Consider the following 21,468-nt stretch of genomic DNA (forward strand, 5'->3'; position numbering starts at 1 on the left):
TCTCCACGCGGATTGCGGACGGGTCGGGATGCAGGGAAGCAACTTAGGTAATCCTAACCGAGCCGGATTTCGCCCGCTGGCCGAGCCTCGGCCGCCACCGCCACGCTTCGCCCTAGGATGGCGGCGGACCGACGGCAGGAGAAGGTGTGACGCAGGCGTCCGGAGCGGAGCAGGAGCATCCCGCCGCCGAATTGTCTGACCTCCAACTGCGGATTCTGGATTTCGAGCGCCAATGGTGGAGACATGCCGGCGCCAAGGAGGAGGCCGTGCGCGCGGAATTCGGCGTCTCCGGCGCCCGGTACTATCAACTGCTGAACGCTGTGATCGACTCTCCGGCCGCGATCGTGCACGATCCGATGCTGGTCAGGCGGCTGCAACGAGTGCGAGACCATTCAGTCGCTGCCCGTTCGGCGCGCCGGCTGCCCGGGTCACCGCGCGACTGACCCAAGTGCGACTGACCGAAGGAAAGAATGGCGACGTACCCGAAGGACCGCTTCGACGAGGTGCCTGACGAGCTGCTGCGCGTCGGCGCGCACCGGGCACCGGCGAAGAAGGGTCGCGGTTGGATCGCATTCGGATGGGCGGCGTTGGCGACGATCGTGCTGGTGCTGGCCGGGCTGGTCGCGCTCGCGGCGCTGAACGACGACTTCGAACTCGGGTTGCCGGGCTTCGAAGCGAGTGAAGCACCGCTTCCTGAACCCGAGGTGATCCCAACGGCCGAACCGACGATCGCGCCGGAGATCCCGATCACCATCCTCAACGGCACCCCGACGGTCGGGCTCGCTAACACGGTCGGCAACTCGCTCGTCGAGCAGGGCTGGGCCGGCGCGGACCTCGGGACCGGCTCGCGCGCGAACGCCGCGGCGAACGATGTCGAGGAGACGATCGTGTACTACAACGCCCCCGAGCTGGAGGGTGCCGCGCGCGGCATCGTGCAGTCGCTCGGCATGGGCGACGTGCGGTTGTCCGACGACTTCCCCGGATCGCCGCTGACCATTGTCATCGGACTCGACTACCGTCCAGCAGGCTAAAGGTCAAATCGCCTCTCCCGAAACTCCCTCAACCTCGCTACTATCGGCTCATCCGTCCCAGGTTTTGGGCAGGGCCGTAACAGCACAGCAGGGAGCACCACATGGCGAACGGAACCGTTAAATGGTTCAACGCTGAGAAGGGGTATGGCTTCATCACCGTCGACGGTGGGGGCCAGGACGTGTTCGTCCACTACTCCGCAATCGACATGTCCGGTTACAAGGTCCTCGAAGAGGGCCAGCAGGTCGTCTTCGAGGTCGGCACCGGATCGAAGGGGCCGCAGGCGGAGCAGGTTCGGGTCGCACAGTAGCGACCGACCCAAACCGTACGGCACGCGCGCGCTAACGCCGGCTGGGAGACCAGGCGGCGTTAGTCTGTGCCTGTGGTTCGACACGGGGGATTCGCGCGCGCCGCCGCGCTTTCGGGGATAGCGGCTCTCATCCTGACGGCTGCCGGATGCGCGGCGACGGCACCGGAGCCGGCACCGAGCCCGACCGTGCCGGTCTATGTCTCCACCTACGAGACGCCCGCGCCCACCGAGCTCGCGCCGCTGCGCGGTACGACTGTGCCCGCCGGTTCTCTCGCGCACTCCGCCATTGCAGCGAAGGTTGACAACCACTGGGATGCCCGCCCGCAGGTCGGGTTGGAGTCCACCGACATCGTCTACGAGGAACTTGTCGAGGGTGGCATCACCCGGTACGTGGCGATCTGGCAGTCGACCATTCCGGAACTTCTCGGCCCGGTGCGGTCCATCCGACCGATGGACCCCGACATCGCCGCCCCCTACGGCGGCATCATCGCCTACTCCGGTGGACAGCAGCGTTTCGTGAACCTCATGCAGGCAACGCCCGTCTACAACGCCATCCATGGCATGGGTGACACCGCGAACACCTTCTTCCGGACCGACAGCAAGCGCGCGCCGCACAACGTTCTCGTCAAGGCGACCGAAGTCGTCGCCCAACATGCCGACATCCCTGCGCCCGCTCAGCAGTGGGCATACTCGCTCGACGCGGCGTCGTCATCCGCGGCGAAGGAGGGGGCGCCGGTCTCCGCCATCCACTACCGCTTCTCCAACATGTTCGACGGAAGCTGGACGTACGATCCGGATAGCCAGACCTACCTGCGCATCCAGCAGGGCAGTGCGGACCTGGACTCCAGTGGCAACCAGTTGCGAGCGTCGAACGTCGTCGTGCTGCGCGTCGGCGTGGTCGACGATCAGGGTGTGCCGAAGACGCTGCTGGAGGGCAGCGGGGAGGCTTGGATCTCCACCGGCGGCGGCACCATCCACGGCACCTGGTCGAAGGCATCACAGACGGAGCCCCTGCAGTTCACGGATGACCGAGGCTTCGGCATCCGGCTCGGCGCAGGCAACACCTGGGTCGAACTGGTGCCGACCCGCGGCAGCGTCGAGTTCACCGCAGCCGGCTGACCCTCGCTTGCACTCGCCCCCTTAGAGTGCCAGAATCGTTTAGCACTCTCTTGTAGGGAGTGCCAAGGTTGTATCTGGACGTCCGGGAGGGACGAGAAACACACATGGCAAAAATCATTGCTTTCGATGAAGAGGCCCGTCGCGGCCTTGAGCGGGGCTTGAACACCCTGGCCGACGCGGTACGCGTGACGCTTGGCCCGCGCGGTCGCAACGTCGTACTCGAGAAGAAGTGGGGCGCCCCCACCATCACGAACGACGGTGTGTCGATCGCCAAGGAGATCGAGCTCGACGACCCGTACGAGAAGATCGGCGCCGAGCTGGTCAAGGAGGTCGCCAAGAAGACCGACGACGTCGCGGGTGACGGAACGACCACCTCGGTCGTGCTCGCCCAGGCGCTCGTCCGCGAGGGACTGCGCAACGTCGCAGCCGGAGCCGACCCGATCTCGCTGAAGCGCGGCATCGAGAAGGCCGTCGCATCCGTGACCGAGGAGCTGGTCAAGCAGGCCAAGCCGATCGAGACCAAGGAAGAGATCGCTGCGACCGCATCCATCTCCGCCGGCGACACCGAGATCGGTGCGCTCATCGCCGAGGCGATCGACAAGGTCGGCAAGGAAGGTGTCGTCACCGTCGAGGAGTCGAACACCTTCGGCACCGAGCTTGAGCTCACCGAGGGCATGCGCTTCGACAAGGGCTACCTGTCGGCATACTTCGTCACCGACCCCGAGCGCCAGGAGACGGTGTTCGAGGACCCGTACATCCTCATCGTCAACTCCAAGATCTCGAACATCAAGGACCTCCTGCCGGTCGTTGACAAGGTGATCCAGAGCGGCAAGCAGCTGCTCATCATCGCCGAGGACGTCGACGGCGAAGCGCTCGCGACCCTGGTCGTGAACAAGATCCGCGGCATCTTCAAGTCGGTCGCGGTCAAGGCTCCCGGCTTCGGTGACCGCCGCAAGGCGCAGCTGCAGGACATCGCGATCCTCACCGGTGGTCAGGTCATCAGCGAGGAGGTCGGACTCAAGCTCGAGAACGCCACCCTCGACATGCTCGGCCAGGCCCGCAAGGTCATCGTCACCAAGGACGAGACCACGATCGTCGAGGGCGCCGGTGACCCGGAGCAGATCGCCGGTCGCGTGAAGCAGATCCGCTCTGAGATCGAGAACACCGACAGCGACTACGACCGCGAGAAGCTGCAGGAGCGCCTCGCGAAGCTCGCGGGTGGTGTCGCCGTCATCAAGGCGGGCGCCGCGACCGAGGTGGAGCTCAAGGAGCGCAAGCACCGCATCGAGGACGCCGTGCGCAACGCCAAGGCCGCAGTCGAGGAGGGCATCGTCGCCGGTGGTGGCGTCGCGCTCATCCAGGCCGGTGCCGCAGCGTTCGGCAACGGCTCGCTGTCCGGCCTGACCGGTGACGAGGCGACCGGTGCGAACATCGTTCGCGTCGCGATCGACTCGCCGCTCAAGCAGATCGCGCTGAACGCCGGTCTCGAGCCCGGTGTCGTCGCCGAGAAGGTGCGCAACCTCCCCGCGGGTCAGGGCCTCAACGCCCAGACCGGCGAGTACGTCGACATGCTGGCCGCCGGCATCAACGACCCGGTGAAGGTGACCCGTTCTGCCCTGCTCAACGCAGCGTCGATCGCGGGTCTGTTCCTCACCACCGAGGCCGTCGTCGCCGACAAGCCGGAGAAGTCCTCGGCACCGCAGATGGACCCGTCGGCAGGCATGGACTTCTAGTCCGAACCTGCACGACACGAAGGGCGGCTCCCATCCGGGAGCCGCCCTTTGGCGTTCCTCGGGGATCGCTACGCGGGGACGGAACGTGAGACCGCCGCCCGTAGACGCCCACCACACCCGCGGCCTCACATTCCGTCCCCGCTCCGCTGGCCTATGCGCCAGATTCTGACGCGGGTGTTTCTTTCTCGCGCGAGTGTTGCAACACCCGCGCCTGGCAACAACACCCGCGCGATGCGCGCGCCTAGCGCCCGAAGAGGCGCGCGTTCGCCTGCTCGAGCTCGGCGTACTGGGTGCCGGCGTGGGTGAGCGCCTGGTTCATCGCCCGCAGCGAGTCCTCCATGTGCTGCGCCTGTGCACGCCACTCGGCGGCGAGAGCCTGGAACGCACTCGCCGCCGGTCCCTGCCACACGGTGGTCAGGTCGGTGAGCTGACCGTGCAGGCCGCTCAACTCCGCCCGGAGGCGTTCGATCGCGCCGTTCGTCGCCCCGGCACGCGCCAGTACCGCTTCACTGTCGACCTGGAACCGGGTCATCGCTGCTCCCTCCGCCGGGGCGGTTCCCCGGTTTCGCAGCACAGGCTAGGCAGGCATCCGGATGGCCGCCCGACGTGACGATGTCAGTCCGCGGCGGGCTCCGGCGCCTGGGGCGTGGGGAGGAGCGGAAGCGAGACGCGGAATGTCGCACCACCGCCGGGGGTGTCGAGCACCTCGACGGTTCCCTTGTGAGCGGCGACGATGCCGGCCACGATGGCCAGGCCAAGACCGGTGCCGCCGGTCTCGCGCGCGCGCGACGTGTCGGCGCGCCAGAACCGCTGGAAGATCTTCTCCCGGATCTGCGGGGCGATGCCCTCACCATGGTCGACGACCGCGAGCGTTCCCATGCTCCGGTCCTCGTCCACGCCGATCACCAGTTCAATCGGGCTGCCGGCGGGGGTGAACCGCATCGCGTTGCCCATCAGGTTGGTGATCACCTGGCGGATCTTGTTCTCGGCGGCGTTCACCACCGCCGGTCTGGCACCCTCTGTGGACTGCCGGATCGACGCGACCGGGATGCGCTGCTCGACCTGCGGAGCACCGCCCTTTCGCCGCGACCGCAGCTTGGCCAAGGTGGCTCCCGCGAACGCGATCGGGCCGGTCGGGTTGCTCGTGACCCGTTTAGGTCCCCGCGCGGAGGTCGCAGCCACGAGTTCCTGCAGCGACGACGACTCGACCGGGGCGGGGGACTGGACGATAACGGAGACGGTGCGGGTGGGGTCGAAAGCCATCGCGTCAAGCGCGGCGTCGTTCGCGAGGGGCACCAGGTCGACCGGTGCGAGCTGAAGCGGTTTCGCCTCATCGATGCGGGCCAGTTCGAGGAGGTCCTCGACCAGCTCGCCCATCCGGATCGCTTCCTTCTCGATGCGCTCCATCGCCTGCGCGACGTCCTCCGGGGTGCCGAGCGCGCCCATCCGGTACAGCTCGGCGTAGCCGCGCACCGAGACGAGGGGAGTGCGCAATTCGTGGCTTGCGTCACCGACGAAGCGACGCATCTGCTCGATGGTGCGGGCCCGGTCGGCGAACGCCCGGTCGATCCGGTTGAGCATGGTGTTCAGCGACCGGTTGAGGCGCCCCACCTCGGTGTTCGGGGTCGCGCCAGGCAGGCGCTGGCTGAAGTCGCCATCGGCGATGGCTGCGGCCGTTGCCTCGACCTCGCGCAGCGGCGCGAAGGTGGAGGTGACCAGCAGCCGCGTGAGGGCGGCGCCGAGCACGATGACGCTCAGCCCGAAGCCGAGGAAGACGGCGGCGTACTGCGCGATGATCCCGTTGGTGTCGGCCAGGTTCAAGCCGACCGCGAGGGTGACCGTAGACCCGTTCGGGGCGACGTACGGCACCGCGACAACTCGCCACTGCTGGGTGTGCGCGGTGTCCCACAGCGTGATCGGGTTGCCCTTCTGCTCGCCGACGATCGGTTCGGTGAGCACACCGACGTTCGGCTGCGCCTGGTTGTCGGCCCGGTTGTTGCAGATGGTGTCGCCATCGGCATCCAGCATCGCGACGAAGTAGCTAGCAGGACCGGTGGTCCGCTCACACGTGGCGTCGACCCCGATCGCGATCGAACTGAGGTCGAGCGCGAAGGTGGCGACCTTGCGGTCCGCCTCGCTCATCAGGTAGTTGCGCAGCACGGTCATCGTGCCGACACCGGCGACAAGCAAGCCAAGGGTCACCAGGAGTACGGTCACTCCGGTGATCTTGGTGCGCAGGGAAACGCGGTTCCACCACTGCGAGAGGCGCTCGTGCATCAGGGTTCAGGCTAGTCGCCTCGGCTGAGGCGGACGCTCAGACTTTCGCGGCCTTGAGCATGTAGCCGAATCCGCGCTTGGTCTGGATGACCGGCTCCTCGGTGTACTGGTCCAGCTTGCGACGCAGGTAGGAGATGTAGGACTCGACGATGCCGGCGTCCCCGTTGAAGTCGTACTCCCACACGTGGTCGAGGATCTGCGCCTTGCTGAGCACCCTGTTCGGGTTCAGCATCAGGTAGCGGAGCAGCTTGAACTCGGTGGGGCTGAGCTCGACAGGGGTGCTGCCGATGGTCACCTCGTGGGTGTCCTGGTCCATGGTGAGGTCGCCCGCGCGGATGATCGCATCCTCCTCGTCCTGCATGGTGCGGCGCAGGATGGCCTTGATGCGCGCCACGATCTCGTCGAGGCTGAACGGCTTTGTGACGTAATCGTCGCCGCCGACGGTGAGACCGGTGATCTTGTCTTCTGTGTCGTCCTTGGCGGTGAGGAAGAGAATGGGGGAGGTATAGCCGGATGACCGCAGCCGCTTGGTCACGCCGAAGCCGTTCATGTCGGGCAGCATGACGTCGAGGATGATCAGGTCGGGCTCTTCCTCGAGCACCGCGGAGATCGCCTGGGCGCCGTTGCCGACGGCACGGACGGCGAAGCCGGCGAAGCGCAGGCTGGTGGTCAGCAGGTCCCGGATGTTGGGCTCGTCGTCGACAATGAGAATCTTGGGTCCGTCGCTCATGCCGCCAGTATCTGCGTGTTGTCTGAGTACTTCCTGAATGCTTGGTGGTCGTGTTGCGAGCAGTGCTCGATCACTGGCTGGGAGCGATCCGTACGCAGCAGTGCCCCTCTGGGACCACGAATTCGATGCGATCGGCGTCATCGCCAGCACCCCGCGCGACGCCCCGCAGGTACTCCCGGTTGGCGTGGCAGATCACGTCCGCGTGGCGCGACGCGAGCCGGTGGAACGGGCAGTTCGCGAGCACCAGGCCGCCCTCCTCGTCTTCACACGGCTCGTAACCGCTTGCGCTCAGGGCGGTGGGCAGGCTGCCGGCTTCCGCGCCGTGCTCGATGCCCTTGGCGGTCGCGACCCGGCTGACCACGTCCCGGACCGGGTCGCCCGTCGCATCCGCCTCGCCGACCGCGGCGGCAAGCAGCTCGCCTGCCAGCTCATAATTGCGCGGCGGGATGGAGACGGTGAACTCGTCTCTCGCCAGTCGGTACAGCTTCGACGGGCGTCCGGACCCCGGGCCGTCCTTGCCGCTGAGCTTGCGGAACTCGGTCGCGAGCAGCCCTTCGCTGACGAGGCGCTCGAGATGGAAGGCCGCGGTGGCGCGGGGGATGCCCATGGCCTCGGCGGCCTGGTCGCGCGTCATCGGTTCGTCGTTCGCGCTGATCAGCTGGTACAGCGCGCGGCGTTGGGGGTCGTTGACCGCTGCAATGGCCGAGATCGGGTTCGGCAGTTCTCGCATGCTCATATCCTAGCTTTAAAACAACATATCTTGACAAAAGAAATTTCCCGACCTAGTGTCGCTGCCATGACCCAGGCGCTGGAGTTCACTGAAGAATCCGCCGAGCGGATGCCATCCGCCCAGCATCATCCGGTCGCGACGCTCCACGCCGTGGATACCGAGGACACGCAAGCCAAGGCCGAAATCGCCGTCACCGAACTGCTGCGAGCGCTTGGGCGAGATGTGGACAGCGAGAACCTGGTCGGCACCCCGCGTCGGGTCGCGGCGGCGTTCATCGAACTGCTGACCCCGGTGGAGTTCTCGCCGACCACGTTCCCCAATGACGAGGGCTACAACGAACTCGTGCTCGTGCGAGACATCCCATTCCACTCGCTGTGCGAGCACCACCTCCTTCCATTCCGCGGCATCGCCCACGTCGGCTACCTGCCCGGCGACCGGCTCATCGGGCTCTCCAAGCTCGCCCGCGCAGTCGAGTACTTCGCCCGCGACCTGCAGGTGCAGGAGCGGCTGACCAGGCAGGTCGCCGACTGGCTCGATGTGACCCTCACCCCGCGCGGCGTCGGGGTTGTCATCGAGGCCGAGCACCTCTGCATGAGCATGCGCGGCGTGCAGTCCGCCGGGGCGCGCACCACGACATCGGCCTTCCTCGGCGACCTGAACGACACCGACCAGCAACGCCGATTCCGGATGGGCACAGCCGACTGAGAAGGCGGCATCCTTAGCCGGCACCGGGCCAGATTGAAGGAGCGAAAATGGACGACCAGGAGTTTGTGATCATCGGGGGCGGGCTTGCCGGCGCATCGGCCGCCGAGGAGCTGCGGGAGAAGGGGTTCGCCGGGAAGGTCACCATCGTCGCGGCCGAGACGCACGTTCCGTACATCCGTCCGCCGCTGTCGAAGGGTTACCTCGCGGGATCGGAGGGGCTGGATGCCGCCTACGTGCACCCCGCCGACTGGTACGGCGAGCACGACATCGACCTGATGCAGGGCCGGTCGGCGCAGAAGCTCGACCTCGCCGAGAAGCGGGTCCTGCTCGACGACGGATCGCTGCTGCCCTACGACAAGCTGCTGCTCGCGACGGGGGCGTCACCGCGGCGCCTGCCAATCGACGGAGGGCAGCTCGACGGCGTGCACTACCTGCGCACCATCGAAGACTCGCAGTCCCTGCACGAGGCACTGGGGGACGGCGGCCGCCGACTGGTGCTGATCGGCTCCGGCTGGATCGGGATGGAGGTCGGCGCGAGCGCACGCACCCTCGGCAACGAGGTGACCATCCTCGAGCGTGACCCGATCCCGCTTGCCAACGCGATCGGCGACGAGCTGGGCTCCATGTTCGCCGAGTTCCACCGCGAGAAGGGCGTCGTGCTGCGCCCGAGCGTCGTGGTGAAGCGCATCGTCGGCGACGGACGGGTGTCCGGTGTGGAACTCGAAGACGGTGAGGTGGTGCCGGCTGACCTGGTGCTGATCGGTGTCGGTGCGATTCCGAACACGACGCTGGCCGAGGCAGCTGGCCTTGTGATCGACAACGGCGTCGCTACCGACGCTGCGCTGCGCACGAGCGACCCGAATGTGTTCGCCGCCGGCGACGTCGCGAACGCGTTCCACCCGCGTGTGGAGCAGCGGCTGCGCAACGAGCACTGGGCCAACGCCCTGAATCAGGGTCCGGCGGCCGCGCGCTCCATGCTCGGCGAGCCGACGGTGTTCGACGAGATCCCGTACTTCTACACCGACCAGTTCGACCTCGGAATGGAGTACTCCGGGTTCGGGTCGCTCACCAAGGACGCGACGATCGTCTACCGCGGGGACCGCGAGAGCCGCGAGTTCATCGCGTTCTGGGTCGCTGACGGGAAGGTCGTGGCAGGCATGAATGTCAACGTGTGGGACGTCAACGACCAGGTGCAGCGACTCATCCGCAGCCAGCGGGTGGTAGACCTCGACGCGCTGGCCGATGAGTCGGTCCCCCTCGACGCGCTCGCCCAGGACTCGGTCCCGGTCGAGGAGCGGTAGTGGCCCAGACGCTCGAACTGCGCAGGCGCATCGGCGCTCGCGACTTCGATTTCTCCCGGCAGGTCGCGGTGATGGCGGTCATCAACCGCACACCGGACTCGTTCCATGACAAGGGCGCGACGTTCGCGCTCGAGGCCGCGGTGGATGCCGCCCTGCGCGCGGCGTCGGATGGCGCGGATTGGGTCGACATCGGCGGGGTGCCGTTCGGACGTGGCCCGGTCGTGACGCTGGAGGACGAACTCGACCGGGTCATCCCCGTCATTGAGGCTGTGACCAGGGCGACCGACGCGGTCGTCTCGGTCGACACCTTCAACGCGCGCGTCGCCCGGGCAGCCATCGCCGCCGGCGCTGCGGTGATCAACGACTCCAGCGGACTGTACGACCCCGAGATGGCAGCCACCGTCGCGGACTCCGATGCGACCATTGTGCTCACCCATTCGCTGCATCCGCCCCGCGCCGAACCGCCCCGACCGGAGTACGACGATGTCGTCCTGGATGTGATCGGCTTTCTGCAAGACCGGATCGAGCGGGCACTGGATGCCGGCATCCCGCCCGAGCGGATCGTGATCGACCCTGGCCACGACCTCAACAAGAACACGCTCCACACTCTCGAGGTCACCAGACGGCTGGGTGAGGTCGTCGCTCTCGGCTATCCGGTGCTGGCCGCGGTCTCGAACAAGGACTTCGTCGGCGAGGCCATCAACCGGGAGCAGGGCGAGCGGCTCGCCGGCACCCTGGCCGCGGCGGTCTTCTGCGTCATGGAGGGTGCTCGCATCCTGCGCATGCATGATGTGCGTGCGGCGGTCGACGCGGTGCGGATGACCGAAGCGATTCTCGGCTGGCGCGAGCCGGCCTTCACGAGGCACAACATCTGAGGTGACGTGAGCGACATCCACTCGGTCGAGTTCGGCGAGACGCTGGACGACGCCGCGTTGATCGCAGAGCTCGTGACGGATGAACCGCTGCTCAGGATGAACTTCGTCAGCAGCGTCGACGGTGCCGCCACCCATCGCGGTCAGTCCGGCGGTCTCTCCGGTGAGGCGGACAAGCGGCTGTTCCAGCTGCTGCGCCGAGTGTGCGACGTCGTGCTCGTGGGGGCGGGCACGGTGCGCATCGAGGGCTACGAGGCGATGCGGGTGAGCGCGGAGTCCGTCCGCTGGCGGCACGCGGCCGGACTGCCCGAGCATCCCGTGTTCGCCATCGTGTCCGGTTCGCTCGACCTCGACCCCGCATCCAGGATCTTCACGGATGCCCCGGTGCGGCCGATCGTCATCACTACTGAGCGCGCTCCCGCCGGCGAACGCGCCAGGTTCGACGCGCTCGCCGATGTCATCGTCTGCGGCCAGGAGCTGGTCGATGTCGACGCCATGCTCGGCGAACTGCGCAGACGGGGGCTCGCGCACATCCTGTGTGAGGGCGGGCCGACACTGTTCGGCACCCTCCTGGCCGCCGACGCGGTCGACGAATTGTGCATCACCATCAGCGCCATACTGGAGTCCGGTTCGGCGCGGCGAATCGCGAACGGGACGCTCCCGGATGCGCGAGGGCTGACCCTGAAGCGGGCGCTCGCATCCGGTTCCACCCTGCTCTTGCGCTACGGTCGCGAAAAAACTGAAGACCGCTAGGTCTTCCCCTGTTCGGGGGGTATCGGTTAGCGTCAGCACCACTGCTCCGAACCGGAGCATCATTCGCGAGCGATCAAGGGAGATCATCATGCAGCGAAAGCACATCCGGCGCGTGTGCGCCATCGGGATCGGGGCGGCGCTGGCCGTCTCGTTCTCCGTCCCGGCCCTGGCCGACAACGGCACCGACACGACGGCGTTGAGGGACGCCGTGACGGCAGAGGGCCTGCTGGAACACCTCGAGGCGCTGCAGGCTGTCGCCGACGCCAATGACGGAAACCGCGCGGCCGGCACCTCCGGCTACGAGGCGTCCGCCGAGTACGTCGAGGCGCAGCTGCGCGCGGCCGGCTACGACCCGGTGCGGCAGTACTTCGAGTACCAGCAGTACGTCGAGAGCGCGGCCGGTCTGGAGCAGGTCAGTCCGAACCCGATCGTCTACGTCGACCAGGAAGACTTCGACATTATGGAGTTCTCCGGGTCTGGTGACGTGACAGCGCCGGTGACGGCGGTCGATGTGAACCTCGCTGGTGACCGCGCGTCGACCAGCGGCTGCGAGGCCGCCGACTTCGCGACCTTCCCGGCCGGGAACATCGCGCTCATGCAGCGCGGAACCTGCTCGTTCCGGCAGAAGGTGGACAATGCGGCCGCGGCTGGAGCTTCGGGAGCGATCGTCTTCAACCAGGGCAACGACGTGCCCGGTGACGACCGCTTCGGGCTGCTGTTCGGCACGCTGAACCCGCCGGCCGAGTTCGCGGACATCCCTGCCGCGGGGACGTCGTTCGAACTTGGCGCCGAGTTCGCGACCACTGAGGGACTCGTCCTGCGCATCCTCGCGGAGGCGACGCTCGAGACGGTCGAGACCTTCAATGTGCTGGCGGACACCGCGGGACGCACGGACCGCACGGTCGTGGTCGGGGCGCACCTCGACTCGGTGGCCGAGGGCCCTGGTATCAACGACAACGGCAGCGGCACCGCGGCCATCCTGGAGACCGCCATCCAGATCGCGGAGCTCGGCGATGACCCGAGGAACCGCATCCGGTTCGCCTTCTGGGGCGGCGAGGAGGACGGCCTGCAGGGCTCGTCCTACTACGTGTCGCAGCTGACGAAGCGGGAGATCAAGGATCACGCGCTGAACCTCAACTTCGACATGCTCGGGTCCACGAACTTCGTGCGCTTCGTCTACGACGGGGACGGCAACGCGTTCGGCACGGCCGGACCGAACGGCTCCAGCCGGATTGAAGCGGTGTTCCTGGACTACTTCGCGTCACAGGGTCTCGCAACCGAGCCGACCGCGTTCGACGGACGGAGCGACTACTTCGCGTTCATCAACAACGGCATTCCGGCCGGTGGACTGTTCACCGGTGCCGAGGACCCGAAGACCGCGGAGCAGGCGGCAGTCTTCGGCGGCACGGCAGGCGAAGCGCTCGACCCGTGCTACCACCAGGAATGCGACACTATCGAGAACGTCGACCTGACGGTGCTCGAGCAGATGGCGGATGCCGTTGCGCACTCGGTGTGGACGTTCGCGGAGACCACCTCCGCGGTCAACGGCACCGCGCGGGGTGGCGGTAACGGTGTTGCCAACCAGGAGTTCATGGGCAGCAACCTGCTGAAGTAGCTCCACCAACGACAGCGGGGCAGCCGGCGTGTGCCGGCTGCCCCGCTTGCGTTTCCGGGCCGGATGCGGCACCCCCATCGATGCCGCGCCCGTTTGCTATCGATGCCGGCGCTAGAGCGGCCGCATCGATAACAAACCCGAGCAGCGTCGCTTGAGGTCAGGCCGAGCGGACCCCATCGATGCGGCGCGGGATGCCCAACGGGTTGTCGTCGCGCAGCTCGTCGGGGAGCAGCGTCTGCGGCACGCCCTGGTAGGCGACTGGCCGCAGGAAGCGGCTGATCGCGGCGGTTCCCACCGAGGTCGAGGTCACGGCGGTGGTCGCCGGGTAGGGGCCGCCGTGCTGCTGCGCGTGCGTGACCGAGACGCCGGTGGGCCATTGGTTCCAGAGCAGGCGCCCAGCACGCTTGGCCAGCAGACGCAGCAGGTCGGGCGCGATCGCGTCGCTCTCCTCGCCGACAACGGTGGCCGTGAGCTGACCCTCGATGATGCGAGCGACCTCGAGCAGCTGATTCTCGTCGTCGTACTCCACCACGAGCGCGGTGGGACCGAACACCTCGGCCATGACGCCATCCGGGTCCTCGAGCACCGCGTCGATCGTCGTGGCGAGGATCGACGGTGCGGGCGGGTCGCTCAGCGACCCCTCCGAGTCGACGATCACCCGCACCTTGCCGGTCTGCTGCAGCGCGGTCAGGCTCGTGCAGTACCCCTCCTGGATGCGCGAGTTGAGCAACGGCGCTGCTGCCGGAAGCTGCACCTCGGTGAGCCGGTCGGTGAAGTCGGAGCCGCGCGGCACGAAGATCACCCCGGGCTTGGTGCAGAACTGCCCCGCCCCGAGCGTGAACGATCCGACGAACTCGTGGGCAATGCTCTCCGAACGCTCGTCCGCTGCGGCGCGTGTGACGAACACCGGGTTGACGCTGCCGAGTTCGCCGTAGAACGGGATCGGCTCCGGGCGGGACTGGGCGAGGTCGAACAGCGCCCGACCGCCCGGGATCGACCCGGTGAAGGCGCCGGCCTTGACGAGCGGATGCTGGAGGGCGATCCGACCGGCTTCGGTGCCGAAGATGACGGTGAACAGCCCCTCTGGCGCACCGGCCGCGGCAAGCGCTCCGGCGACGATCTCGCCGGTCTGGCGGGAGAGTTCCGGATGCCCGGAGTGCGCCTTGAGGATGACGGAGCAGCCGGCGGCGAGGGCGGATGCGGTGTCCCCGCCGGCGACGGAGAACGCGAACGGGAAGTTGCTGGCCGCGAACACGACGACCGGGCCGAGCGGAATGAGCAGGCGCCGCAGGTCCGGACGGGGGGCGCCCATCGGCCAGTCGGGATCCGCGTGGTCGATGCGGGCGTCGAGGTAGCTGCCCTCGGCGAGCATCTGGGCGAACAGTCGCAACTGGAAGGTCGTGCGCTTCAGCTCCCCGCGCAGCCGGCCGTCGGCGAGGTTGGTCTCCGATGCGGCGAGCGGCACCAGGGTGTCGGCTGCCGCGTCGAGAGCGTCGGCGACCGCCTCGAGAGCGTCAGCGCGGACTCGTGCGGGCGTTGCCGCCCACTGATCGGCCGCGGAATCCGCGAGGACGGCGATCTTTTCGATCTCGCTCGGTGTCGTTGGGGTGCTCATTGGTTCCTTACGCTTTGCGCCAGACAAGTTCCCGGCCATGCTAGTTCGGACGTGCCATGATCGTCCAAGCCACTAATGACATGCGATGATGCACTAACGGTATTGAAGGCATGCGTCGACGCGTGTCGAGGAGGGGGCGGGATGTTCACGTTCGATCAACTGCGAAGCTTCGTCGTCCTGGCGGAGGAGCTGCACTTCAGTCGAGCCGCCGACAAGTTGAATATGACCCAGCCGCCGCTGAGCAGGCAGATCCAGAAGCTCGAGGCCGAGCTGGGCTTCACTCTCTTCGACCGCAACAACAAGAGCGTCCAGCTGACCGCGGCCGGCAGCGCGTTCCGCAGCGAGGCGGAGAAGATCCTGAGCATCGCCGAGGCCTCCCGCGCCATGGCGCAGCGCATTGCGGACGGCTCGGCCGGCGAGATCAAGATCGGAATCACCGCGACCGGCATCATGGAGCTGCTCGGTGAGATTCTGGCGCGCCTCGACGTCCACGCGCCGGGGGTCGCCGTCGACATCGCCGAGATGGTCACCAAGGACCAGATCGCCGCGCTGCTGCGCGGATCCGTCGATATCGCCTTCGTGCGCGAGGTGCCGCTGTCCGCCGAGCTGGACTCGCTGCTCGTCCGCCAGGAGCCCCTGGTCGCCGCCATCAGCAACCGCCACCGGCTGGCGGTGACCTCGCGCGAACTGAGCGTGACAGAGCTCGAGGGGGAGCACGTCCTGACCTATTCGCCGGTCGACGCGCACTACTTCCGCGCGCTGGTCGACTCGGTCCTCAGCGACGTTGCGACCCGGCCGAGCCAGCAGATCACCCAGGTGCACAGCATGCTCTCCCTCGTCGCGGCCAACAAGGGCATTGCCCTGGTGCCGTTTTCGGCGAGCAAGCTTGGGATGCCCGGGGTGGTCTTCCGGGGCATCCGGGAGCACAAGGAGGCGAAGGTTCGGCTGCACGCGGTGTGGCGCGCCGATAACTCGAACCCGGTGATGGGGGCGGCCGCCCGCGTGCTCCAGGAGCTCCACTCGGCCATCCCAGCCGAGCCGATTATGTCGTGAAGGTATTGACGGATATAAAAGAACTGTTGATCGGGTATGCATCCCTCCCTACAGTGGGGAAAACTGCCCGAAGGAGGTGACTCCTTCGTTTGGATACCACCATCAAACAAAGGACCACACCCAGTGACTGCCTACAGCCCGCAAGATCTCGCCAAGAAGATCGGCAGCGGACTTCTCTCGTTCCCCGTGACCGCGTTCGCCGCGGACCTGAGCCTTGACGAGACTCGCTACCGCGAGCACGTCGCGTGGATGAGCAGCCACGACGTCGCCGGTCTCTTCGCCGCCGGCGGCACCGGAGAGTACTTCTCGCTCAGCAACGACGAGATCCGCACCGTGGTCAACGCGGCCGTCGCTGAAGCCCGTGACGGTGTGCCGGTGCTTGCTCCTGCAGGCGGCTCGGTCGTCGACGCCATCGAACAGGCCCGCATCGCGGCCGAAGCCGGCGCAGCAGGCATCCTGCTGTTCCCGCCGTACCTCACCGAGGCCTCCCAGGACGGCCTCGCCGCCTACATCGAGGCGATCTGCCGCAGCACGCCGCTCGGCGTTGTCGTATACAGCCGCGCGAACATGTCGCTGGATGCCGACACGGTCAGCCGCGTCGCGGAGCGCAACAGCAACCTGATCGGCTTCAAGGACGGGGTTGGCAGCCTCGATCAGATGACCAAGATCTACACCGCCCTCGGCGACCGCCTCATGTACGTCGGTGGACTGCCGACCGCTGAGACCTACGCGCTGCCGTACCTCGAGCTTGGCGTGACCACCTACTCGTCGGCGATGTTCAACTTCGTGCCGGAATTCGCGCTGCGCTTCTACGCCGCGGTGCGCGCAAAGGACCACGATTTCGTCTTCACCAGCCTGCGCGACTTCGTGCTGCCGTACCTCGACATCCGTGACCGCAAGCGCGGCTACGCGGTGTCGATCGTCAAGGCCGGCCTGAACGTGTCCGGCCGTCCGATCGGAGGCGTGCGTCCGCCGCTCACCGACCTCACCGAGGACGAGAACGCGCGTCTCGCCGAGCTCGTGCAGAAGGTCGCGCCCGTACAGGTGTAGTCCTCGCTCTGCCTTCGCCGGTGACCACGGGACAACCGCGGTCACCGGCTCACCTTTCGATTCACACCTGGTAGGAACCATTGGAACTCAACAACACCGTTTCGATCGCGTCCGTGGAAGCGACAGACCCGCTTGTCGTCCTGAAGCAGGTCAACAAGTTCTACGGCGAGCACCACGTGCTCCGCGACATCAACACGGTCGTCAACCGTGGGGAGATCGTTGCGCTGATCGGTCCGTCCGGTGCCGGGAAGTCGACGCTGTGCCGGGCGATCAACCGGCTGGAGACCATCAGTTCCGGCGAGATCTACGTTGACGGTGTTGCCCTCCCGGAGGAGGGTCGCGCGCTCGCCAGCCTGCGCGCCGACGTCGGCATGGTGTTCCAGTCGTTCAACCTGTTCGCCCACAAGACGGTGCTCGAGAACGTCGCGCTCGGCCCTGTCATGGTGCGGCGGATGTCGAAGGGCGAGGCCAACAAGGTCGCCATGGAGCACCTCGAGCGAGTCGGAGTGGCCAACCAGGCCGACAAGCTGCCTGCGCAGCTCTCCGGCGGCCAGCAGCAGCGCGTCGCGATTGCCCGCGCCCTCGCCATGAACCCCAAGGTCATGCTGTTCGACGAGCCGACCAGCGCGCTCGACCCGGAGATGGTGAGCGAGGTGCTGGACGTCATGCGCGCCCTCGCGCAGTCCGGGATGACCATGATCGTCGTCACCCACGAGATGGGCTTCGCGCGTGAGGCCGCGGACCGCATCGTCTTCATGGCTGACGGCCAGGTGGTGGAGGAATCGCCACCCGCCGAGTTCTTCACCGAAGCAAAGACCACCCGAGCGCGGGACTTCCTCCAGAAGATTCTCGCGCGCTGACCCACCACCAAGAGGAGAAACAATGAACAAGAGAAGGACCGCAGTGCTCGCCAGCGTCGCCGCACTGGGCATGCTGTTGACCGGGTGCTCGTCCAGCGCCACGGCGACAGACCCCGCTGAAGAGGTGAAGTTCCCCGTCGCCGAGGAGATCACCCTCGAAGGCAGCGCGACCCTCGACGCAGCAGTCGAGCGCGGCAAGATCGTCATCGGTGTCAAGGAAGACCAGCCCGGCTTCGGTGTGCGCGACTCAGCCACCGGCATCCGTTCCGGCTTCGACATCGACCTGTCGCGCTGGATCGCAGCGGAGCTCGGCTTCGGCACCGACGTCATCGAGTTCGTCACCATCCCGAGCCAGAGCCGCGAGCAGGCGCTCACCAACGGTGACGCCGACCTGATCATCGGCATGTACACGATCTCCGAGAAGCGCAAGGAGATGGTCGGGTTCGCCGGACCGTACATGACCAACGGCCAGAGCATCCTGGTGCGTTCGGACAACACCGACATCAAGGGCGAGGACGACCTGGCCGGGCACAAGGTGTGCTCGATCACCGGTTCCACCCCGATGCAGTACATCAAGGAGAACCACCCGGACGTCGAGCCGGTCGAGTTCGACAACATGGCTCAGTGCGTCGACGCGCTCGTCAACGGTCAGGTCGACGCGGTGACCACGGATGAGGCGCTGCTCATCGGTTACACGACCCTCGACCCCGAGAACCTCAAGGTGGTCGGAAAGCCGTTCACCCACGAGGGCTTCGGTATCGGCGTGAACCTGGAAGACGTCGCGCTGCGTCACTTCGTCAACGACCTGCTGGTCAACAAGGCGGATGTCCTCCAGTCGATCTACGACGACAACCTGGGCTCGTCGGGCGTCGCGTTCCAGACCGCAGAGGTCGACAACTACTAGGCAGCACCCGCGGGGCGGGGGAGGGGGCCGCACGGTCCTCTTCCCCGCCTACGAGATCGGAATTGAAATGCAGGTTCTCCTGGACAACCTCGACCTGTTTGTCCTGGGATTCACGAACACCGTCGTGATCTTCGCGATCTCCGCCGTGTTCTCGCTGATCCTCGGATGCGTCGTCGGCATCCTCCGGATCTCCCCCTCGACGCCGATGCGCGCCGTCGGCACGGTCTACGTCAATACGCTGCGGAACACCCCGCTCGCGCTGCTGATGATGTTCTTCGCCCTGGGCTACCCGAAGATGGGACTGCCCAGTCTCGACTACACCACCCTCGCGATCATCGCGCTGGTGCTCTACACCGCCAGTTACGTCGCCGAGGTCTTCCGCTCCGGGATCAACTCCATCAACCGCGGGCAGACGGAAGCGGCCAGAGCGATCGGGCTCACCTTCACCCAGGTGCTGCGTGTGGTGCTCATCCCGCAGGCCTTCCGCAACGTGATGCCGCCGCTCGTCAGCGTGTTCATCGCGCTGCTCAAGAACACCACCGTCGCGAGCGGGTTCTCCGTGATGCAGGCCGGTGCGATCGCGGCGAACATGTCCGAGCGCGGTGAGAACCTCCTCGTCACGCTCCTCTGGGTCGCCCTGTTCTTCTTCATCCTCGTCATGGTCCTCGCCGCAGTGCAGAGGGCGTTCGAACGAAAGTGGGCGGTGTAATGGCGTACGCAACGCAGGAGCTCTTCGACGTGCTCGGCCCGAAGGGTCGGCGCAAGAGCAACATCGCCGGGTTCATCACGATCGCCGTTGTCGTCGCGATCCTCGGCTTCATCGTCTTCCAGCTGTACCGGTCCGGTCAGTTCGACGCCAAGAAGTGGCAGCTCTTCAGCTTCCCGTTGGTGCAGGAGGAGATCCTCCGCACCACGATCTCGACCCTCAGCGTGTTCGCCGTCGGAGCGGCCCTCAGCCTGGTGCTCGGTGTCGTGCTGCTGCTCGGTCGGATCTCATCGGTGAAGTGGATCAGCGTCCTGTCCGCCTGGCTGACCGAGGCCTTCCGGGCGGTTCCGCTGCTCGTGCTGATGATGCTCCTGTACTACGGGCTCCCGGTGCTCGGGGCGACGTTCGTCACCCCGTTTTTCGCCGTCGCGGTCGGTCTCATGATCTACAACGGCGCGGTATTCGCCGAAATCTTCCGCGCGGGCCTGAACTCGCTGCCGAAGGGACAGAGCGAAGCCGGCTACGCGGTCGGCCTGCGTCGCAGCCAGGTGCTTCGCGTCATCCTCGCGCCCCAGGCCATCCGGAACATGCTGCCGACCATCATCTCCCAGCTCGTCGTCGCTCTGAAGGACACCGCGCTCGGCTTCATGGTCACCTACCCGGAGCTGCTGTACCTGGCCAAGTTCTACGGAACCCAGATGCAGTACGGGAGCCCGATCATCCCGTCGGCGATCGTCATGGGGTCCATCTACGTCCTGCTGTGCCTGCTCCTGTCGTGGATCGCGGTGCGTGTCGAGCGGTGGTCGAGCGGCGGAACCAAGCCGAGCGCGAAAGCCAAGAAGAAAGTGGCTGTACTTCAATATGACTGAGTTGACTGTCTCCCGGCTCCTGGCCTCTGTTACAGAGTCGGCGCCGCAAGCCATCGACGCGCTGGCCAAGAAGTACTTGGCCGCCGGCCGGCCGGTGATCGCGTTCGGTGCCGGCGAGCCCGACTTCGACACGCCGTCGTTCATCACGGATGCCGTCAAGCGCGCGGTCGACGACCCGGCCAATCACCACTACAGCGGGCCGTCCGGGTTGCCGAAGCTGCGTGAGGCGGTCGCTGCCTACACGAGCGAGTACACCGGGACCCCGTTCACGGCCGACACCGTCTCCATCGCGAACGGCGGCAAGCAGGCGATCTACAACGCGCTGTCCGCGATCCTCGACCCGGGTGATGAGGTGCTGCTACCTGCGCCGTACTGGACCAGCTACCCGGAGCAGGTCAAGCTCGCGGGCGGCGTGACAGTGCCCGTGGCCACCACGTTCGAGGCCGACTACAGGACGACTGTCGACGCGCTCGAGGCTGCGCGAACCGATCGCACCAAGGTGCTGATCTTCACCTCACCGTCCAACCCGACCGGGTCGGTCTACGACGAGGACGAGATCCGGGCGATCGGCGAATGGGTCACCGAGCACGGCATCTGGGTGCTTTCGGATGAGATCTACCACGACTTCGTGTACGACGACGCGCGCTTCGTGTCGATCTCCCGCTTCGTGCCGCGGGAGCAGCTGATCATCGTGAACGGGCTCGCAAAGTCCCACGTGCTCACCGGATGGCGCCTCGGCTGGGTGCTCGCGCCGGTTCCGATCGCCAACGCGATCAAGAACTTCCAGTCGCACACCACCGGGAACGTGTCGAACCTGTCACAGCAGGCCGCTGTGGCCGCGCTTACCGACGGAGCGGACTTCCCTGCACGGATGCGCGAGGTCTTCGACCGCCGCAGGTCCATCGCCTTCGACATCCTCTCGTCGGTGAAGGGGTTCCGGGTGCCGCGGCCGCGCGGTGCCTTCTACCTCTTCCCGGAGGTCAGCTCGGTGCTCGACGGTCGGCTCAACCTCGACGGGGTCCCGGTCACGACCTCGTTAGCGCTCTCGAAGCTGCTGCTCGAGGAGATCGATGTCGCTGTGGTGCCAGGTGAGGCGTTCGGCGCGGACGGGTACCTGCGGTTCTCCTACGCGCTCGACGACGCTGCGCTCGTGGAGGGACTCACGCGCATCCGGGACTTCATGGACGCACGGCTCTAGTCGCTTCGCGCGCGCCGCCATCGCGCCTCCCCGCTCAAC

22 protein-coding genes are annotated in these 21,468 nt (G+C 66.7%); 17 read left to right on the plus strand and 5 right to left on the minus strand.

The annotated features are described in order from the left end of the window. Window positions 1-146: 146 nt before the first annotated feature. The 5 genes from HGK58_RS04740 (at window position 147) to groL (ending at window position 4,191) form a co-directional block, all read left to right on the plus strand. Entirely contained in the window at window positions 147-443 is a 297-nt protein-coding gene (locus tag HGK58_RS04740; protein ID WP_168626356.1) for a DUF3263 domain-containing protein, read from the plus strand. 27 nt (window positions 444-470) lie between these two features. Further along, window positions 471-1,031 carry a LytR C-terminal domain-containing protein gene (locus HGK58_RS04745; protein ID WP_168626357.1) on the plus strand — a complete coding sequence of 187 codons (561 nt, stop codon included), beginning with the start codon at window positions 471-473 and terminating at the stop codon, window positions 1,029-1,031. A gap of 101 nt (window positions 1,032-1,132) precedes the next feature. Beyond that, complete coding sequence (locus HGK58_RS04750) at window positions 1,133-1,339, plus strand: cold-shock protein (RefSeq protein ID WP_168626358.1); 207 nt, start codon at window positions 1,133-1,135, stop codon at window positions 1,337-1,339. Window positions 1,340-1,411: 72 nt separating this feature from the next. Continuing rightward, window positions 1,412-2,458, plus strand: a complete 1,047-nt coding sequence (locus HGK58_RS04755; RefSeq protein ID WP_168626359.1) for a DUF3048 domain-containing protein — start codon at window positions 1,412-1,414, stop codon at window positions 2,456-2,458. Between the two features lie 104 nt (window positions 2,459-2,562). Next, window positions 2,563-4,191 (plus strand): chaperonin GroEL, encoded by a 1,629-nt coding sequence (gene groL / locus HGK58_RS04760; RefSeq protein WP_168626360.1) that lies wholly within the window; start codon window positions 2,563-2,565, stop codon window positions 4,189-4,191. Between the two features lie 241 nt (window positions 4,192-4,432). Here the strand turns inward: groL and HGK58_RS04765 are convergent, their stop codons facing one another. The 4 genes from HGK58_RS04765 to HGK58_RS04780 all read right to left on the minus strand — a co-directional run bounded on the left by HGK58_RS04765 (window position 4,433) and on the right by HGK58_RS04780 (window position 7,928). Continuing rightward, on the minus strand, window positions 4,433-4,723 hold the full coding sequence (locus tag HGK58_RS04765) for a WXG100 family type VII secretion target (RefSeq protein ID WP_168626361.1): 291 nt from the start codon (window positions 4,721-4,723) through the stop codon (window positions 4,433-4,435). An 83-nt stretch (window positions 4,724-4,806) separates the two neighbouring features. Further along, window positions 4,807-6,468, minus strand: coding sequence for a HAMP domain-containing sensor histidine kinase (locus tag HGK58_RS04770; protein WP_168626362.1), 1,662 nt, complete (start codon window positions 6,466-6,468; stop codon window positions 4,807-4,809). A 37-nt stretch (window positions 6,469-6,505) separates the two neighbouring features. After that, window positions 6,506-7,198 (minus strand): response regulator transcription factor, encoded by a 693-nt coding sequence (locus HGK58_RS04775; RefSeq protein ID WP_168626363.1) that lies wholly within the window; start codon window positions 7,196-7,198, stop codon window positions 6,506-6,508. 70 nt (window positions 7,199-7,268) lie between these two features. After that, window positions 7,269-7,928: a helix-turn-helix domain-containing protein gene (locus HGK58_RS04780; protein WP_168626364.1), complete on the minus strand. Its 660-nt coding sequence runs from the start codon at window positions 7,926-7,928 to the stop codon at window positions 7,269-7,271. A 66-nt stretch (window positions 7,929-7,994) separates the two neighbouring features. Here HGK58_RS04780 and folE point away from each other — a divergent pair, with 66 nt between their 5' ends. The 5 genes from folE (at window position 7,995) to HGK58_RS04805 (ending at window position 13,174) form a co-directional block, all read left to right on the plus strand. Continuing rightward, the gene (gene folE, locus HGK58_RS04785) at window positions 7,995-8,633 is read left to right on the plus strand and encodes a GTP cyclohydrolase I FolE (RefSeq protein ID WP_246865367.1); all 639 of its coding nucleotides are present in this window, start codon (window positions 7,995-7,997) and stop codon (window positions 8,631-8,633) included. Window positions 8,634-8,680: 47 nt separating this feature from the next. After that, window positions 8,681-9,934, plus strand: a complete 1,254-nt coding sequence (locus tag HGK58_RS04790; protein ID WP_168626365.1) for an FAD-dependent oxidoreductase — start codon at window positions 8,681-8,683, stop codon at window positions 9,932-9,934. Beyond that, window positions 9,934-10,809 carry a dihydropteroate synthase gene (folP, locus tag HGK58_RS04795; protein WP_349236127.1) on the plus strand — a complete coding sequence of 292 codons (876 nt, stop codon included), beginning with the start codon at window positions 9,934-9,936 and terminating at the stop codon, window positions 10,807-10,809. The genes HGK58_RS04790 and folP overlap by 1 nt, the downstream gene beginning before the upstream one ends. Before the next feature lie 6 nt (window positions 10,810-10,815). Next, entirely contained in the window at window positions 10,816-11,559 is a 744-nt protein-coding gene (locus tag HGK58_RS04800; RefSeq protein ID WP_349236128.1) for a pyrimidine reductase family protein, read from the plus strand. Window positions 11,560-11,647: 88 nt separating this feature from the next. Next, window positions 11,648-13,174 carry a M20/M25/M40 family metallo-hydrolase gene (locus HGK58_RS04805; protein ID WP_168626366.1) on the plus strand — a complete coding sequence of 509 codons (1,527 nt, stop codon included), beginning with the start codon at window positions 11,648-11,650 and terminating at the stop codon, window positions 13,172-13,174. 157 nt (window positions 13,175-13,331) lie between these two features. Here HGK58_RS04805 and HGK58_RS04810 read toward each other — a convergent pair whose 3' ends face one another. Then, window positions 13,332-14,789 carry an aldehyde dehydrogenase (NADP(+)) gene (locus HGK58_RS04810; RefSeq protein ID WP_168626367.1) on the minus strand — a complete coding sequence of 486 codons (1,458 nt, stop codon included), beginning with the start codon at window positions 14,787-14,789 and terminating at the stop codon, window positions 13,332-13,334. 141 nt (window positions 14,790-14,930) lie between these two features. Here HGK58_RS04810 and HGK58_RS04815 point away from each other — a divergent pair, with 141 nt between their 5' ends. From HGK58_RS04815 to HGK58_RS04845, 7 genes are all read left to right on the plus strand, one after another. Continuing rightward, a complete protein-coding gene (locus HGK58_RS04815; RefSeq protein WP_168626368.1) occupies window positions 14,931-15,842 on the plus strand; it encodes a LysR family transcriptional regulator in 912 nt (303 codons plus the stop codon). A 123-nt stretch (window positions 15,843-15,965) separates the two neighbouring features. Further along, window positions 15,966-16,892: a 5-dehydro-4-deoxyglucarate dehydratase gene (kdgD, locus tag HGK58_RS04820; protein WP_168626369.1), complete on the plus strand. Its 927-nt coding sequence runs from the start codon at window positions 15,966-15,968 to the stop codon at window positions 16,890-16,892. Window positions 16,893-17,005: 113 nt separating this feature from the next. After that, window positions 17,006-17,752, plus strand: a complete 747-nt coding sequence (locus tag HGK58_RS04825; RefSeq protein WP_349236129.1) for an amino acid ABC transporter ATP-binding protein — start codon at window positions 17,006-17,008, stop codon at window positions 17,750-17,752. Window positions 17,753-17,774: 22 nt separating this feature from the next. After that, a complete protein-coding gene (locus HGK58_RS04830; protein ID WP_168626370.1) occupies window positions 17,775-18,656 on the plus strand; it encodes a glutamate ABC transporter substrate-binding protein in 882 nt (293 codons plus the stop codon). A gap of 67 nt (window positions 18,657-18,723) precedes the next feature. Next, window positions 18,724-19,365, plus strand: coding sequence for an amino acid ABC transporter permease (locus tag HGK58_RS04835; RefSeq protein ID WP_168626371.1), 642 nt, complete (start codon window positions 18,724-18,726; stop codon window positions 19,363-19,365). Then, on the plus strand, window positions 19,365-20,231 hold the full coding sequence (locus HGK58_RS04840; RefSeq protein WP_168626372.1) for an ABC transporter permease subunit: 867 nt from the start codon (window positions 19,365-19,367) through the stop codon (window positions 20,229-20,231). The genes HGK58_RS04835 and HGK58_RS04840 overlap by 1 nt, the downstream gene beginning before the upstream one ends. Continuing rightward, on the plus strand, window positions 20,224-21,429 hold the full coding sequence (locus tag HGK58_RS04845) for a pyridoxal phosphate-dependent aminotransferase (RefSeq protein WP_168626373.1): 1,206 nt from the start codon (window positions 20,224-20,226) through the stop codon (window positions 21,427-21,429). Before HGK58_RS04840 ends, HGK58_RS04845 begins: the two co-directional genes overlap by 8 nt. Window positions 21,430-21,468 lie beyond the last annotated feature (39 nt).

Source organism: Cryobacterium sp. BB307 (assembly GCF_012274275.1).
Lineage (GTDB): Bacteria > Actinomycetota > Actinomycetes > Actinomycetales > Microbacteriaceae > Terrimesophilobacter.